At 73.2% G+C, this 15,358-nt stretch carries 12 protein-coding genes; 2 read left to right on the forward strand and 10 right to left on the reverse strand.

The annotated features are described in order from the left end of the window. The first annotated feature begins 2 nt into the window (after positions 1-2). On the forward strand, positions 3-923 hold the full coding sequence (locus ABZ693_RS20460) for a LysR family transcriptional regulator (RefSeq protein ID WP_359879046.1): 921 nt from the start codon (positions 3-5) through the stop codon (positions 921-923). A gap of 94 nt (positions 924-1,017) precedes the next feature. Here the strand turns inward: ABZ693_RS20460 and ABZ693_RS20465 are convergent, their stop codons facing one another. Further along, the gene (locus ABZ693_RS20465) at positions 1,018-2,082 is read right to left on the reverse strand and encodes a 2,3-butanediol dehydrogenase (RefSeq protein WP_359879047.1); all 1,065 of its coding nucleotides are present in this window, start codon (positions 2,080-2,082) and stop codon (positions 1,018-1,020) included. 282 nt (positions 2,083-2,364) lie between these two features. On the opposite strand from ABZ693_RS20465, the gene ABZ693_RS20470 reads away from it, so the two are divergent. Further along, positions 2,365-5,859, forward strand: a complete 3,495-nt coding sequence (locus ABZ693_RS20470; RefSeq protein WP_359879050.1) for a hypothetical protein — start codon at positions 2,365-2,367, stop codon at positions 5,857-5,859. A gap of 48 nt (positions 5,860-5,907) precedes the next feature. On the opposite strand, the gene ABZ693_RS20475 is transcribed toward ABZ693_RS20470, so the two are convergent. From ABZ693_RS20475 to ABZ693_RS20515, 9 genes are all read right to left on the reverse strand, one after another. Beyond that, the gene (locus ABZ693_RS20475) at positions 5,908-6,312 is read right to left on the reverse strand and encodes an SgcJ/EcaC family oxidoreductase (RefSeq protein WP_359879053.1); all 405 of its coding nucleotides are present in this window, start codon (positions 6,310-6,312) and stop codon (positions 5,908-5,910) included. 418 nt (positions 6,313-6,730) lie between these two features. Next, positions 6,731-8,167: an aldehyde dehydrogenase (NADP(+)) gene (locus ABZ693_RS20480; protein WP_359879055.1), complete on the reverse strand. Its 1,437-nt coding sequence runs from the start codon at positions 8,165-8,167 to the stop codon at positions 6,731-6,733. Beyond that, positions 8,164-8,553, reverse strand: a complete 390-nt coding sequence (locus ABZ693_RS20485; RefSeq protein ID WP_359879057.1) for an MFS transporter — start codon at positions 8,551-8,553, stop codon at positions 8,164-8,166. The genes ABZ693_RS20480 and ABZ693_RS20485 overlap by 4 nt, the downstream gene beginning before the upstream one ends. A gap of 87 nt (positions 8,554-8,640) precedes the next feature. Next, on the reverse strand, positions 8,641-10,140 hold the full coding sequence (locus tag ABZ693_RS20490; RefSeq protein WP_359879060.1) for an amino acid permease: 1,500 nt from the start codon (positions 10,138-10,140) through the stop codon (positions 8,641-8,643). A gap of 80 nt (positions 10,141-10,220) precedes the next feature. Further along, positions 10,221-11,222 carry a proline racemase family protein gene (locus ABZ693_RS20495; protein ID WP_359879062.1) on the reverse strand — a complete coding sequence of 334 codons (1,002 nt, stop codon included), beginning with the start codon at positions 11,220-11,222 and terminating at the stop codon, positions 10,221-10,223. Further along, the gene (locus tag ABZ693_RS20500; protein WP_359879065.1) at positions 11,222-12,154 is read right to left on the reverse strand and encodes a dihydrodipicolinate synthase family protein; all 933 of its coding nucleotides are present in this window, start codon (positions 12,152-12,154) and stop codon (positions 11,222-11,224) included. Before ABZ693_RS20500 ends, ABZ693_RS20495 begins: the two co-directional genes overlap by 1 nt. 50 nt (positions 12,155-12,204) lie before the next feature. Beyond that, positions 12,205-13,686: an FAD-dependent oxidoreductase gene (locus ABZ693_RS20505; RefSeq protein ID WP_359879067.1), complete on the reverse strand. Its 1,482-nt coding sequence runs from the start codon at positions 13,684-13,686 to the stop codon at positions 12,205-12,207. Further along, entirely contained in the window at positions 13,683-14,099 is a 417-nt protein-coding gene (locus tag ABZ693_RS20510) for a (2Fe-2S)-binding protein (protein WP_359879069.1), read from the reverse strand. The genes ABZ693_RS20505 and ABZ693_RS20510 overlap by 4 nt, the downstream gene beginning before the upstream one ends. Then, the gene (locus tag ABZ693_RS20515) at positions 14,096-15,295 is read right to left on the reverse strand and encodes an NAD(P)/FAD-dependent oxidoreductase (protein ID WP_359879072.1); all 1,200 of its coding nucleotides are present in this window, start codon (positions 15,293-15,295) and stop codon (positions 14,096-14,098) included. Before ABZ693_RS20515 ends, ABZ693_RS20510 begins: the two co-directional genes overlap by 4 nt. Positions 15,296-15,358: the final 63 nt, after the last annotated feature.

Raw genomic sequence — 15,358 nt, forward strand, 5'->3', positions numbered from 1 at the left:
GAATGATCGAAGCGCGGCGGCTGCACATCCTCCGGGCGGTGGCCGACCACCGTACCGTCACGGCGGCTGCCGCCGCGCTCTATCTCACCCCCTCGGCCGTCTCCCAGCAGCTTGCGGCGCTGGAGCAGGAGACCGGCCACCGCCTCGTGGACCGCAACGCACGGGGCACCCGGCTGACTCCGGCCGGCGAGATCCTGCTGAGCCATGCCAACGCCGTCATGGCCCAGCTGGAGCGCGCCGAGGCGGAGCTGGCGGCGTACGGCTCGGGCGAGGCCGGGACGGTCACGCTGGCCGCGTTCGCCACCGGCATCGGCCTGGTCGTCGCCCCGGCTCTCGGCGCCCTCGCGCGCGAGGCGCCCGGCATCCGGGTCCGGGTGCGCGACGCCGAGGGCGACGAGAGCCTGCTCATGGTCCTCGACCGGCAGGTGGACGTCGCCGTGGCCGTCGAGTACCGGGGCGCCCCCGGCGAGGACGACGCCCGCGTCACCCGCGTACCGCTCTACGCGGAGCCGTTCGACGCGGTCCTGCCGCGCGGTCACCGGCTCGCCGACGACGAGCGGACGGCGCTCGCCGACCTCGCCAAGGACGCGTGGATCGGGCAGTCCGCCGGCAATCCGTGCCATGACGTGACGGTGCTGGCCTGCGAGTACGCCGGATTCGCGCCCACTCTGGAGCACATCTCTGACGACTTCCGGGCCGTCGTCGCCCTCGTCGGCGCCGGGGCGGGGGTAGCCCTCGTGCCCCGCTCCGCCCTGCGCGGCACCGACCTCACCGACGTGGTGGTGCGCCCGGTCGACGGTGTCGCCCCCACCCGCCGTGTCTTCGCGGCCGTGCGCCGCGGCGCCGAGGAACACCCGCTGATCCGCCCGGTGCTCGACGCCCTGCGCGAGGCCGCCGGACCGGGCGCAGTGCGCGAACCGTAAAGGGCCGGAAACGGGAAAGTGCCTCCCGGTCGGGGAGGCACTTTCGGCTGGTCAGGCCGGTCGGCGGTACGGGCCGGCCCGCGGACCGAGCCGGTCAGCGGCGCGGGTCCACGAGGATCTTGACGGCCGTCTCGTTGTGGTGGATGAGGGTCTCGAAGCCCTCGTCCACGAGGCCGTCCAGCCCGATCGTCTTGGTGATGAACGGCGACAGGTCGATCCGTCCCTCCTGGACCAGTTTGATGGTCTGCGGGTGGGAGTTCACGTAGGCGATGGTGCCGCGCAGGTCGACCTCCTTGAGGACGAGCTTCTGCATGTCGATCGTCGCCGGCTTGCCCCAGATCGAGATGACGGTGATGACACCGCCCGGCTTGACCGCGTCGAACAGGGTGTCGAGGACGACGTTCACGGACGTGGCCTCGAACGCGACGTCCGCGCCCTTGCCGCCCGTGAGGCGCTGGACCTCGGCGGTGACATCGGTGGTGGCCGGGTCGATGACATGGTCGGCGACCTTGGCGTCCAGGGCCTTCTGGCGGCGCAGCGGGCTGAGCTCGCTGACCGCGACCTCGACGCCCATCGCCTTGAGCACCGCGCAGGTCAGCAGCCCGATGGGGCCCGCACCGCCGACCAGGGCGAAGTCGCCCGCCTTCGCGCCCGAGCGGTCGAAGGCGTGGTAGCCCACGGACAGCGGCTCGATGAGGGCCGCCTGGTCCAGGGGGACGTCACCGACCGGGTGCACCCACCGGCGCTCGACGACGATCTTCTCGGCGAGACCGCCGCCCCGGCCTCCGAGCCCGATGAAGTTCATGTCGGGGGAGAGGTGGTAGGTCGGGTTGTTCTCGCTGGTGTCGACGTCGGGGCGCAGGATGTAGGGCTCGACGACGACCCGGTCGCCCGGCTTCAGGTCCTCGACGCCCTCGCCCACCGCGTACACCACGCCGGACATCTCGTGGCCGAGCGTGACGGGGGCGGCCTCGCCGGAGACGGGGTGCGGGTGGCCGGCCGGTGGGACGAAGATCGGTCCGTCGAGGTATTCGTGCAGGTCGGTACCGCAGATGCCGCAGAACGCGACATCGATGCCGACGGTGCCCGGGCGGACGGTGGGCTCGGGGATGTCCTCGATACGGATGTCGCCGCGGTCGTAGTAGCGTGCAGCCTTCATTTTGTGCTGGCTCCTTCGCTTATTGCCCGAATTCCCTTCGATGCTAACAATCAGCTGATAGGAGCGATAAAGGAGGGGGCCCTGGCAGGGCACCTGAAGGCCGATCCGCCAGGTGCGGGCGACCGGGGCCCGTAGGGGCGGGGGCCGTACACCTCGTGAACCGTCTCGATGGCCCGGCCGGCGCTGGCCTGCTGCCAGGGCGGCAGGCGAGGCACGCATCGGTGCGGGTTCTCGCGCCCGCGCCAAGCGGGATTGTCAGTGCCCGTCTCTAGCATGACGGCCATGACGAAGACGCAGGTGGGGGCGGCGGAACGGCTGTTGCGCGCGATAGCCGGGGCCGGCCGGGGCAAGCCGGACGCGGAGCCGCCGAGCAGTGCAGCGCTGCACGCGGTGCAACGGGCGCGGCCCGCACGTTCAGTGGCGGCCAAGGTCACCGCCGCGGGCGGAGTCGACGGCGAAGCGGCCGCTCTCCTCAGGGAGTTGACGGAGTGCCACCTCGGTGCGGACGCGGCCCGCTGGTGCGCGCTGTACGACGCACTGGTCACCTGCCGAGGCGGTCTGCCCGACCTGCTCGCCGAGCCGCTGGTGCCGCCTGCCTCCGACGACGCGCTCCGCCCGCCCGCGCCCCGCAGCGTCGACCGCACGCTCGGCCTGCTCCTCACGCACGCGGAGCCGCGGCATGCCGCGGCCGCGCTCGCCGCCCTGCCCGAGCGGGTGACGACGGAACTGCTGGCGGGCGGGCCGCTGCCGGCCCCCGCCCTCGCCGCCGCGGTCGTCGAGCACGGCGACACCCGGACCCGGACGGCCCTGGCCCGCCACGCCCGGCTCGACACCCGGGTCCTCGCCCGGCTGGTCGAGGTCGGTGACGAGCAGGTCTCCGCGGCCGTCTACCGCAACCCCCGCACCACCCCGTCCCTGCGCCGCACCATCGCGGAACGCCTCGACACGGTGCCGCTCGACGACACGCTGCGCGCCGAGCTGACGGCCTCGCGCCGTGACGTCCCGCGCGTCTGGCTCGCCCCGCTGCTCGGCTCGGGCGACCCCGGGCTCGTCCTGCCCGCCCTGAGGTGGGGAGTGCGCCAAGTCGCCCAGCAATACGCCCTGTCGAAGATATGGGAGCGGTTCGGGCCGGACGCCGTACGTGCCCTGCTCGACGATCCGGCCGCGGCGCCCTGGCTGGGCCGGGCCACCGTGGACGCGGTCACCGAGGCCCTGGCGGCCCCGGACGGTGACGGGCCGGGCCTCCTGCGCGCGCAGGGCGAACCCTACGAGGACCCCGCCCGGCTCCCCGCGCTGCTCGCCGCCGCCCGGGGCACCAGCACCCTGCGCGACCTGCTGTCCGAGCCGTACGCCCACGATCTCGACGCCCTCGCCGCGGCCCACGCGGAGAGCCCGTTCATGCCCAAGGCGTGCGAGGAGCTGGCCCGCCACGAGGCGGCGAGCGACGCGCAGCGCCACGCGTTCCGGCTGAGCGCCCTCAACGAGCCGTGGCGGGCCGGCGGCCGCCGCGCGGGCAACCCCACCCCGCCCGCACAGCGCCTCGCGGAGGAGGAACTCGACGACAGCGCCGCCGTCTGGGCGGAGGGCATGGCGGTGGCGGGCCTTCTCGACCCGGTCGGGCTGATCGGCACCGCGCGCCCCGCCGCCCACGCCCTGGCCGCGCTCGACCGCCTTGCCGAACGTGATCTGCTGGGCGCGGTGGCGGCCGACCGACTGCGCGCGCTGACGGACGAGCACCTGGGGGAGAGGACGGCGAGCTGGGCGGCGCTCGACGCCCTGCTTCCCGAACACCGGGGCACCGTCGCGGAGTTGATCGCCGAGGCGGGGAAGGCCGTGGACGAAGAACCGGAGGAGCCCGCCGGCCCCGAGCCATCGTCCGAGCCCGAACCACCGGCCTCCTCCCGGCTGATGCGACGCGACCATGTGCACGCCCTGGCGGCGCTCGACCTGCTGTACTCCCTGGCCCCGGACGGCGCGCCCCGGCCCGAGGGGCCCGAGGTGCTGCGTGCGCTGGCCGTGAACGAGGCGGCGACCCTGCCCGGCCTCGCCACCCCGCACTGGTTCGCCGCCGCCTGCTCCGTCCACGACATCCCCCCGTCCGAGTGCGGCCACGTCCACGAGGCACCCAGCCTCGCGCAGGTCCGCGCACGGCTCCCCGAGTCCTACGGATCCAGCGCACAGCACATCGAGCGCGCCTACGCGCAGGGCATGCTGCCCGCCGAGGAACTGCTCACCCTGCTGCCCGCCCGGCGGCTGCTCCTGCTGCCCCACGACTGGCGGCGGCTCGCCTTCGCCGACGCGTGGCGGGCCGCGCTCGCCCGCCGGCTGCGCGCCGCACTCGGCGCCGACCCCGACGCCTGGCTCCGCCTGGCCGCGGCCGTGACGGCGTCCGAAGCCGCGGAAGAGGGCCTGACCTGGGACGAGTTGGTGCGGCGCGCCCAGTCGGGGGTCGGCCCGGCGTCAAGTACCCGAGCCGTCCTCGGCCGAGCCCGGCCGGGCACGCCCGCCGAGGCGATCAGGCTGCTGGAGCACGGCGACCATCTGTGGGGCTGGCCGGAGGGCACCCTGCTCTGCCTCGCCGACGCCGACGTGGTCGAGGCCGTACTGCCCCGGCTCGGCCCCGACGGGCCCTGGCTGCTCGCCGCGTACCTGCTGCGCCACGACCGCACCCCGCGCGTCGCACTCGACCGGCTGCTCGCGGACCGCGACCCTGACGCGCTGCGCGTCCTCGCCGCCCAGTCCCGCTGGATGAGGCGGAGCGGCGCGGTGGAGCGCCTCGTCGATCTCGACGACCCCGAGACCGACCGTACCCTGCTGCGAGAGTGGGCCCCGCGCCCCGTCGCCCACCGGATCGTGACCCGGTCGCGCCCCGGCGCCGGACGGCTGTCCCTCGGCGCACGGGTGCTCGCCGACTGGCGTGCCGAGGGGTCCGCGTGGCCGGCCGGCGGCCTGATGTGGCTGTGCTCCGCCGAACCCGACCTGGTGGAGGAACTTCTCGACAAGCGCGGCTCCAAGCTCGGCTTCGCGCATCAAATCCTCGGCTGCATCGGTCTGTTCGAGCACGGCGGAGCCGACCGGCTTGCGCGGCTCGTGGGGCGGGACGCGCTGGGCCGCTCCGCCACCACCCTCTGCGTGAAGGCCCTGGCATCCGCCGACCCCGCCGCCGTCCTCCGTGCCCGGCTGGATCGCGAACTGGCACCGGAGAAGCTCGTCCGAAAGCTTCGGCGGGCCCGCTACAGCCATCAGGCACGTGACGTCGTCGAGTCCCTCCCCCCGGGGGAGCCCGTGGACTGGGCCGCGCTCGAAGCCTTCCACGCCCGGGAACCACTCCCGTACTGGGAGGACCTCGTCCGGCTGGACGGCGTCCCCGAGGACGTACGGTTGCGGCACGCGGCGCTGCTGCCCGAGCCCGGCCCCGAAGACGCGCCCGGCAGCCCGCGGCTCACCCGGGAGCGGGCCCGGCACGGGCTCGGCGGTCTGTACCACTGCGCGCTGTCCACCCAACTGGACTGGCTGCTCACGGAGGGACTCCTCGACGCAGCGGACGTGGTACGCCTCGCCGCCCCGGCTGCCCTCATGCTCGCCTACCTGGACGCCGCCGGCCGCCGCACGGATGCCCCGCCCGAGGCCGCCGAAGCCCGCGCCGTCCTCGCGGACCTCGTACGCACCCGGCTCGCCACGGACCCGGCGGCCTGGCGCCGGGTCGCCGAGCGGCTGACCGGCCTCGACACCGCGTGGGACCCGGTCTCGACGGTGGAGGCCCTGCTCACCGTATGAGAGGGCGGGCCCCGGGAGCCGGCTCCCGGGGCGGTCCGGCCGCGTCGATCAGCCGACGACGACCCCCGTGTTCTGGCAGGCGGTCAGCAGCCAACGGCCGTCGTCCTGCTTGGTCATCACGTACAGCGGGGCCCCCTCGCTCTCGTCGTCCGGGCTCAGGTAGCGCTGCCGCACCTTGACCGCCGCGACGTCGGGGCGGAGGAAGAGCACGTGGACCACCTCGTAGCTGACCTTGCCGTCCCAGTCGGCCGAGGGGAGCACCGCACGGGTGAACTCCGCGATCGCGTCGAGGCCGATGAGCACCTTGCCATGGGCCGTCGTCCAGATCGCGTCGGGGTGGAAGAGCGCGAGGAACGCCTCGGGGTCCTTGTGCTGCTGGGAGTGCTCGACGGTGGCGACGACCCGCTTGAGGGCGTCGATGTCTGCGGCGCGCGCCGTGGATTCCGTGGTCATGCCGACCAGGCTGCAACCTCAAGCACAGTCGAGATCAAGAGAGCGATCGGCCCACGGGTCGGCTGCACGCGTGCGGAGAGGACGTCCGGATGCAGCGGGCGACCGTCGCCCCCGCGGACCGGGTCGGCCGACAGGAGCGGCGCGATCCGGTCGTGGCGGGGCGTACTTGTGCAGGACCGCGGTGTCGGTCATGCCGTCGCCGTCGAAGTCGCCGGCAAGCTCCTGGGAGGTGCCGGCGCTTTCGCCAGCCGGCCCCAGCGGGCCCCGTCGCCAGCGTGAGCCACGAACAGAGGTCGTGGACCCCGGGTGTCGATCGCGCTGGTGCGGGTCTCCGTGGGGGTTCCTTCCGTGGTGCACCCCCCCCGGATGTCACGGCGGCGGCCGGTTCGCCGCACGAAGGCCGCCCGCAGCCGCTCCGCTACTCGCGTACCCGCTGGGGCACGCCCCAGGGATTGTCGTCACGCAGCGGCGGGGGCAGCAGCGGCTGCGGCCACGACTGGTAGGCCACCGGCCGGAGGAACCGCTCGATCGCGGCGGTACCGACGGACGTCGTGGTGGGCGCGGTGGTGGCGGGGAAGGGGCCGCCGTGCTGCATCGCGTGGGTGACCGCCACGCCCGTGGGCCACTCATTCCACAGCACCCGGCCGCTGCGTTCGGCCAACGCCGCGGTCAGGACGGCGAGGCCGGCGGTCTCGCCGGGCTCGCCGTGCAGTGACGCGGTGAGCTGGCCCGGCAGCGCCGCCACCGCCTCGGCCAGGTCCTCCAGACGTTCATATGTCACCACCAGGCCGAGCGGGCCGAAGCACTCCTCGGCCGCGGTCTCGATGTCGGCGGCGAACGACGCCAGGTCCGTTGTCAGCAGCCTCGGTGCCGCTGACGCTTCGTCATCGGGCCACACCAGGGTGCGCGTTCCAGGGCGTCCTGCCAGCCGGCGCGCGCCGTCGACGTACGCGTCGGAGATCCAGTCGCCGAGCATCGGAGCGGCCGGGACCTCGCTCAGCACACGGACGATCTCGTCCACCAGGCCGTCGCCGACCGGGACGAACAGCAGACCAGGGTTGGTGCAGAACTGGCCCGCGCCCTGCGTGAGCGAGCCGACGTATCCCGCGGCGATCTCCGCGCCACGAGCGTGGGCGGCGGCCGGGGTCACCACGACGGGGTTGACACTGCCCATCTCCCCGTAGAACGGGATCGGCTGGGGGCGTTCGCCGGCGATGCGGGCGAGCGCCAGACCGCCACGCTCGGAGCCGGTGAACGTGGCGGCGCGCAGGGCCGGGTGGCGCAGCGCGTCGATCCCGGCCTGCTGCCCCTCGATCAGGGCGAACACGCCTGCCGGTGCGTCGACCTGAGCCAACGCCTTCTGGATGATCTCGGCGGTGCGGCGGGACAGTTCGGGGTGGCCCGGGTGCGCCTTGACGACCACGGGGCAGCCGGCGGCCCAGGCCGAGGCGGTGTCGCCGCCGGCCACGCTGAAGGCGAAGGGGAAGTTGCTGGCCGTGAACACCAGGATCGGGCCGATCGCGGTGCGGTAGCGGCGCAGTTCGGGCCGCGGCCCGGTGGGCCACTGCTGGTCGGGGCGGTCGATGCGGACGTCGAGGAACTCGCCTGTCCGCACCTGGTCGGCGAAGAGCCGCAGTTGGAAGGTGGTGCGTGACAGCTCGCCGTTCAGCCGGGGCACGCCCAGGTGGGTTTCGGCGTCGGCCAGCGCGACCAGCTCCGTCCGCTCGGTCTCCAGGGCATCGGCGACGGCTTCCAGGGCATGTGCCCGGGCTGTCGGCGCCGCCTCTGCCCATTCCCGGGATGCGGCGGCGGCCGCGGTCACCGCCCGGTCGGGTTCGAGTGCGACGGTGTTCAAGGTGTTTCCTTCTCTCTTTCCATGGAGCGGTGGGTGTCGGGGAGCATCGAGTGCCGGCTGGTCTTCGTCATGCGGGCGACGACCGGCAGGGCCGCGACAGAGCCGGCGACGACGTACCACGCCGGTGCGATGGTGTCTCCGGTCTGCTCGATCAGGAGGATCGGCAGGAGCGGCGCGGTGCCACCGAGGATCGTGAACGCCAGGTTGGAGCCGAGGGAGGCGCCCGTGTAGCGGGTGCGGGCGGGGAACGGCTCAACGAAGGCCGCACCGGCCAGGCCGAAGAGCATGCCCAGGCTCAGCGCGAGCAGCCCTTGGCCGGTGACCGCGCCGGCCAGGCTTCCCTGGCCGGCCGGCAGATGGGCGGGCACGGCGAACAACCCGTTCATCCGTCATCACCCGTCCGACGGTCCGCGGGTCGTGCCCGCCGTCCGCCTCGCCGAGGAGGGCAGAGCGGACCGCGGCCGGCTTGCCGGTCATACGGGGCCTCCTTCGCTCTGCCCGGAAGGCTTGTGCTCGGCTGATGTGCGGAGCTTGTTCTCCTCCGAGTGACGGACGCCGAACACGAAGTAGACGATCAGGCCGAGGGCCATCCAGCCCGCGAACCGGACCCAGGTGATCCAGTCCAGGTTGGCGATGAGCCAGACGGAGAAGGCCACGCCGATGGCCGGGACCAGCGGTACCAGCGGGGTGCGGAACGATCGGGGCAGATCGGGCCGGGTCCTGCGCAGGACCACGACGGCGATGGCGACGACGGTGAAGGCCGCCAGGATGCCGATGTTGGTGAGGTCGGCGGCCTCCCGGATGGGCAGGAACCCGGCGATCAGCGCCGAGCCGATGCCGACCGGCCAGATCACCCGGGTCGGCACGTGCCGCTTGGGGTGGTTCTTCGCGAAGCAGCGCGGCAGCAGCCCGTCGCGGCTCATGGAGAACCAGACCCGGGAGACCGCCAGCATGTTGGCGAACGCGGAGGTGGTGATGCCGATGATGGCGCCGACCGCGACCACGATGCCGAGCCCGCCCAGGCCCACCGAGGCGAGCGCGCTGGAGAACGGGCTCTTCGTGTCGATGTCCCGGTAGTCCTGCATGCCCAGCAGCACGACACAGACCAGCAGATAGACGACCGCGGCGATGGCCAGCGAGATCACGATCGCCTTCGGCAGCACCTTCTTCGCCTCGGCGCTCTCCTCCGCCGCGGCGCTCATCGCGTCGTACCCGTAGACGGCGAAGAACGCGGTCGCGGCGCCGGTGAACGCGCCGCCGATGCCGAAGGGAAGGAACGGGCTGTAGTTGCCCGAGGAGATGTGGAAGGCGCCGGCGATGATCACCAGTGCGACGATGCCGAGCTTGACCACCACCAGGATGGTCTCGAAGCGGGCCGACTCCTTGGTGCCGCGGGAAAGCACGAAGGCCAGGAACACGCACAGCAGGGCGGCGAACAGGTCGACCTTGTGGCCGGCTCCGGTGCCGGGCGCGCCGAGCATCCACGAGGGCAAGTCGATCCCGATGCGCTCCAGGATGTAGGAGAAGTAGCCGGACACGGCGATGGCCACCACCGCCACGATGGCGGTGTATTCGAGGAGCAGGTCCCAGCCGATCGCCCAGCCGACGATCTCGCCGAGCGCGGCGTAGGAGTACGTGTAGGCGGATCCGGCCTTGGGGATGGCGCCGGCGAACTCGGCGTAGCACAGTGCGGCGGCGGTGCTGGCGATGATGGCGACGAGGAAGGAGATCATCACGCCGGGCCCGGCGTCCTCGTGGGCTACGACGCCGGCGAGCGAGAAGACTCCCGCGCCGACCAGGCCGCCGAGGCTGAGGGCGACGAGCTGCCACAGTCCCATGGTCCGGCGCAGCCCACCCGTGGTCTCCTCCTCGGAGGAGTCGACGGGCTTGAGGCGGAAGATTCCCTGCCGGGAGAGCAGCCTCCCGCCGGGGGCCTTTCCTTCCCTGGGTATTGCTGGAATCGAACGGGACATGACGGTCCCTCCGGTGAATACGTACGGGGGTGAGGGGCGCACGGTCGCGTGCTCCGGGGAACGCAACCGTGCGGGGTGCTCTAGAGCACGAATCCGTGCGGGAAGGGGTCGCTCGGGTCGAGCAGGTAGTTCGCGGTGGCGGTGATCCAGGCCCGGCCGGAGAACTCGGGAACGACCGCGGGCAGTCCACCTACCTCGGCCGTGCCGACCAGCCGGCCGGTGAACTGGGTTCCGATGAACGACTCGTTGATGAAATCGGTGTTCAGCGGCAGTTCACCGCGCGCGTACAACTGGGCCATCCGGGCGGAGGTGCCGGTGCCACAGGGGGAGCGGTCGAACCAGCCGGGGTCGATGGCCATGGCGTTGCGCGAGTGCCGGGCGGTGGAGTCCGGAGCCAGGAACTGTACGTGCTTGCAGCCGTGGATGAGTGTGTCGACCGGGTGCACCGGCCGGTTCCGCTCGTTGATGGACCGCATGATCGACAGCCCGGCGGAGAGGATCTCGTCCTTGCGTGCCCGGTCGAACGGCAGCCTGAGCCGGTCGAGTTCGACGATGGCGTAGAAGTTGCCGCCGTACGCCATGTCGTAGCGGACCTCGCCGAGGCCCGGGACCTCGGCCATCGCGTCGAGTTCGAGCGCGAAGGCGTCCACGTTGCGCAGGGTGACCTTCTCGGCGCGGCCGTCGGTGACCGTCACCCGAGCCTCGACCAGCCCGGCCGGCGTGTCGAGACGGACCGTGGTCTCCGGCTCGGTGACCTCGACCATCCCGGTCTCCACCAGGACGGTGGCCACACCGATGGTGCCGTGACCGCACATCGGCAGAAAGCCACTGACCTCGATGTAGAGCACGCCCCAGTCGGCGTCCGGGCGGGTGGGCGGCTGCAGGATCGCACCGCTCATCGCGGAGTGCCCGCGCGGCTCGTCGACCAGGAACCGACGCAATCCCTCCAGGTTCTCCATGGCGTAGCGGCGGCGCTCGGCCATGGTGTCGCCAGGGATGGGGCCCACCCCGCCGGTGACGACGCGGGTGGGCATGCCCTCGGTGTGCGAGTCGACGGCGCTGAGCGTACGGATGGTACGCATCAGGCGGACTGCTTCTCGAGGGCGGCGATGGCGCGGGACATGTCGGCCTGGATCTGCTCGCGCATCTGCGGGGTGAGCGGGCCGCGCGGCGGGCGGCAGGGGCCGCCGTACCGGCCGACCTGTTCCATGCCGAGCTTGATGGCCTGGACGAACTCGGTGCGCGAGTCCCAGCGGAAGGCAGCGACGAGCGGTTCGTACAGGGCCCGCGCCGCTTCGAGTTCGCCGGCGACGGCGAGGTCGTACAGGCGCGCCGACTCCGCGGGGAAGACGTTCGGGAAGCCGGCGAACCAGCCGGTGGCTCCCATCAGAAGGCTTTCCAGAACCACGTCGTCGGCGCCGCTGATGACCTCGAGGCCGGGCGCCTGCTCCTTGATCTCCAGGACGCGCCGGACGTCGCCGGAGAACTCCTTGATCGCGACGACGTTGTCGATCCGGGCGATCTCGGCGACCAGGTCCGGGGTCAGGTCGACCTTGGTGTCGATCGGGTTGTTGTAGACCATGACCGGCAGGCCGACGGAGGCCACGGCCTCGAAGTGGGCGAGGACCTCACCGCGGTTGGCGCGGTACATGGTCGGCGGCAGGCACAGCAGCCCGTCGGCCCCGTCCTCGGCCGCGACCTCGGCCCAGTGCTTGGCCTGGTGCGAGCCGGCGCCGTGCACGCCGACGACCACGATGCCCGAGTCGCCGACTGCCTCGATCGCCGTCTGTGCGACCTTGCGGCGCTCGTCGTCCGTCAGGGAGGAGTACTCGCCCAGCGAGCCGTTCGGGCCGACGCCGTGGCAGCCGTTCTCCACCAGCCAGCGGCAGTGCTCGGCGTATCGGTCGTAGTCCACAGCCAGACCGCCCGGGGCGGACGCGTTCTCGGAGTAGGGAAGGGCGGTGGCCACGACCACGCCTCCGAGAGACAGGGCCTGCTTCTTGGTGTCACTCATGAACGCTGCTCCTTGGAAAGGGGGGTCGACCTTCGCGGACAGTCGAGATCTCAGGGGTGATGAGCGGTGGGGTCCTGGGGGGACGGATCAGGGGCGGTGGCCAGTTCGCCGATCCGGATGGGCTGGGCGATCGGACGCCGGTGTGGTGCGGGCGCCGGCAGACCCTCGACCGGCCGGTCGGCGGGCTCACGGGACAGCCTGGCGTTCAGCTCGGCGACCGTGGGCCCGCAGATCCGGGCCTGGCAGGGGCCGAGCCCGGCCCGGGTCTCCAGCTTGGCGACCCGCGCGGCGGCGCTTGCCTTGTCCGAGGCGGCCCGGCACAGCGAGGCGTAGTCGGTCTCCTCGCAGCGGCAGACGACGGTCTCGGACCGCAGCCATTTCGGCCAGGCCGCACCGATCGGGTGCGCCCGGGCCAGCCGCTCGGCGAACGCGCGACCCTGATCCCGGCCGCGGCGCAGATGACGCAGCGCGGACGCGTCCGGGTCGCCGCCGGCGGCGAGCCAGCCGGCGAGCGCGCCCTCCGCCCGCGCGGCCGGTGCGCCCGCGATGCCGGTGATCTCGCCGGCCGCGTACACGCCGGGACAACTGGTGGCCTGGTCGTCGTCGACGTCCACGAACTCGCCGCCCGGCGTGCCGCGCAGGGCACATCCGGCCGCCACCGGCAGCTCCAGCTGCGGGCTGAAGCCGTGCGTGACGCACGCCGCGTCGACCGCGACCGTGCGCTCGGTGCCCGGCACCACCGACCAATCCGCGCGCAGCCGTGCCGTGACGACCTCTTCGACCCGGCCGTCGCCGCGGGCCTCGACGATGGTGCGGCCCAGCCGGTAGGGCACCCGGTGACGGAGCAACGAAGCGGTGTACTCGGCGAGTTCACGGGACTTTCCGGCCTGCGCGGCCAGCCGCCACGGACGCTGCGACCAGCCGCGGGCCACGGTGCTCGGGGTGTTGGCCTCCAGTACCTCCAGCACCCGGGAACCGGCCTCCAGGAGCGAGGCCGCCACCGGAAGCAGGAACGGTCCGGTGCCGGCGACCACCACCCGATCACCGATCACGACCCGCTCACCCTTGGCCAACGCCTGCGCCGCACCGGCGGTGAAGACACCGGGCAACTCCCAGCCAGGGAAGGGCAGGACGCGATCATGGGCGCCTACGGCGAGCACCAGCGCATCGGGGTCGAGTGTCAGACGCCGCCGCCCGCCGCCGTCGGCCGGGCCGCGCAGCACATGCACCCGCGGCACTCCGGGGTGGTCCGGGGCCGGGCGCTCCAGCGCCCATACCGAGGTCTCGGACCACCAGGCGCACCGGGGGTGGGCGAGCACCCGGCGGCGGCGCCGGTCGAAGGCCTGCCAGCCGTGCTGCAGCGCCTCCGGGCGGGTGGCGCCGTACGCCTCGGGCAGCATCCGGTGGTACTGGCCGCCCGGCTGGTCCGCCGATTCGATCAGCGTCACCCGGGCGCTGGCGCTCAGCGCGGCCTCCGCGGCTGCGAGGCCCGCGGGCCCCGCGCCGACGACCGCGACATGACGGCACGTCATCGCTCCTCCGTTCCGGGTGACGTGGCGTTCTCCCGGGTCTCCGGGGCCGGATCCTGGACGGTCTCCGGCCGCGGAGACGACACGGTCTCCGGATCCCGCAGCGGGTCCGGCACCGGCTGCCGGGTCTGGGTGGTCACCAAATCGCCGTCGCGGGCCCGGCGGCGGCAGGCGCGTACGTCGCGCTCGTCGCCCACCGTCACCAGACAGTCGAAGCAGACCCCGATCCCGCAGAACACCCCGCGGGGCGCGCCGGAGCGTCCCCGTCGCCAGGCCAGCCGGCCGGCGGCGAGCAGCACGCCCGCGATCGTCTGGCCCGCGATGCCGTCGACGGGCTCGCCGTCGACAGTGATCCGCAGCGGCCGGTCCTGCCGCCCGACGATGTCGGACTCGGCGCGGACACACCTGGGGCTCATGCCGTCTCCTCGCTGACAGGCTGCGCGCTCTCGCCCAGCACGGCCGGACGGTCCACCCGGAACGGGGTGGTGTCCATGACCGTCGGCTCACCGAGGATCAGATTCCGCAGAAGCCGTCCGGTGCCCACCGACAGACCGATCCCGGCGCCCTCGTGACCGCCCGCGTGCCAGAGACCTGCCAGCCGCGGATCGGCTCCGATGACCGGCAGATGGTCGGGGACATACGGCCGGAATCCGCCGTACGCACGCATCACCGGGACCTTGGCCAGGGCCGGGAACAGCCGCAGCGCCTTCGCGGCGACGGCCGACAGCACCTCCGGGCGCAGCCGGTCGTCGAAGCCGACCCGGCGGCGCGACGAGCCGATGAGCACGCTGCCGCCGCGGGTGGACTCCACGACCGCGGAGGTCTGCAGATCCTCGGCGCTGCTGCCGACCGCGCCCACGTAGTCCGCGTCGTAGACCTTGTGGAAGACCATCGGCGGCAGCGGCGTGGTCACCAGGACGTCACCGCGGCGGGGCCGGACATCCACCGGTGCGCCGAGGCGGGTGGACAGCTCACCGGACCAGGGGCCCGCGGCGTTGACGAACCCATCGGCCTCCAGCAGGCCGGCCGAGGTGCGTACCCCGGTGATCCTCCCGCCGCGGGTGACGGCGCCGAGCACCTCGCAGCCCGTCCGCAAGCTCGCACCGGCCGCGAGCGCGTCGCCGAGCAGGGCGGCGGCCGCTCCGGCCGGCTGCACCTGCGCGTCCTCGGGGTAGTACAGGGCCGCGGTGTGCTCACGGGTGACGTAAGGCTCGGCCTCGGCGAGCGCCTCGGCGTCCAGCACCTCGGCGCGTACCCCCGCCGCGCGCTGGCCGGCGGCGAACCGGGCCAGCCCCTGGGCTCCGGCGCCGGTTGTCGCCACGACGATGCCGCCCTTGGGCTCCCACTCCACGGTGTGCGCCGCGTGCGCGGACCGCTCGGCGATCCCGGCGAGCACCTGCGGCCACAACGTCCGGGAGATCCGGGCGAGTTCCAGCTCGGGGCCCGGCCCCTTGTCGGAGACGAGCACATTGCCCTCGCCGTGGGAGGTGGTCGCCGAAGCGGCTGCCCCGCGATCGACGACGACGACCTCGATCCCGGCCAGGGCCAGCTCGCGAGCGCAGGCGGCGCCGACGATCCCGGCGCCCAGCACCGCCACCCGCGTTCCGTACATCGAACCCTCCTCGTTCGTTAAACCGAACGATGGAAAGTTATGGCGCGGCGCGGAGCGTGTCAA

Origin of the sequence: Streptomyces laurentii (genome assembly GCF_040635425.1) — a bacterium.
GTDB lineage: Bacteria > Actinomycetota > Actinomycetes > Streptomycetales > Streptomycetaceae > Streptomyces > Streptomyces laurentii.

Excerpts from the sequence above, each read along its gene's own strand:
- ABZ693_RS20485 (WP_359879057.1), bottom strand. The coding sequence starts at position 8,553 with ATGAACGGGTTGTTCGCCGTGCCCGCCCATCTGCCGGCCGGCCAGGGA.
- ABZ693_RS20500 (WP_359879065.1), bottom strand. The coding sequence starts at position 12,154 with ATGAGTGACACCAAGAAGCAGGCCCTGTCTCTCGGAGGCGTGGTCGTG.
- ABZ693_RS20505 (WP_359879067.1), bottom strand. The coding sequence starts at position 13,686 with ATGACGTGCCGTCATGTCGCGGTCGTCGGCGCGGGGCCCGCGGGCCTC.
- ABZ693_RS20490 (WP_359879060.1), bottom strand. The coding sequence starts at position 10,140 with ATGTCCCGTTCGATTCCAGCAATACCCAGGGAAGGAAAGGCCCCCGGC.
- ABZ693_RS20475 (WP_359879053.1), bottom strand. The coding sequence starts at position 6,312 with ATGACCACGGAATCCACGGCGCGCGCCGCAGACATCGACGCCCTCAAG.
- ABZ693_RS20495 (WP_359879062.1), bottom strand. The coding sequence starts at position 11,222 with ATGCGTACCATCCGTACGCTCAGCGCCGTCGACTCGCACACCGAGGGC.
- ABZ693_RS20510 (WP_359879069.1), bottom strand. The coding sequence starts at position 14,099 with ATGAGCCCCAGGTGTGTCCGCGCCGAGTCCGACATCGTCGGGCGGCAG.
- ABZ693_RS20515 (WP_359879072.1), bottom strand. The coding sequence starts at position 15,295 with ATGTACGGAACGCGGGTGGCGGTGCTGGGCGCCGGGATCGTCGGCGCC.
- ABZ693_RS20470 (WP_359879050.1), top strand. The coding sequence starts at position 2,365 with ATGACGAAGACGCAGGTGGGGGCGGCGGAACGGCTGTTGCGCGCGATA.
- ABZ693_RS20460 (WP_359879046.1), top strand. The coding sequence starts at position 3 with ATGATCGAAGCGCGGCGGCTGCACATCCTCCGGGCGGTGGCCGACCAC.
- ABZ693_RS20465 (WP_359879047.1), bottom strand. The coding sequence starts at position 2,082 with ATGAAGGCTGCACGCTACTACGACCGCGGCGACATCCGTATCGAGGAC.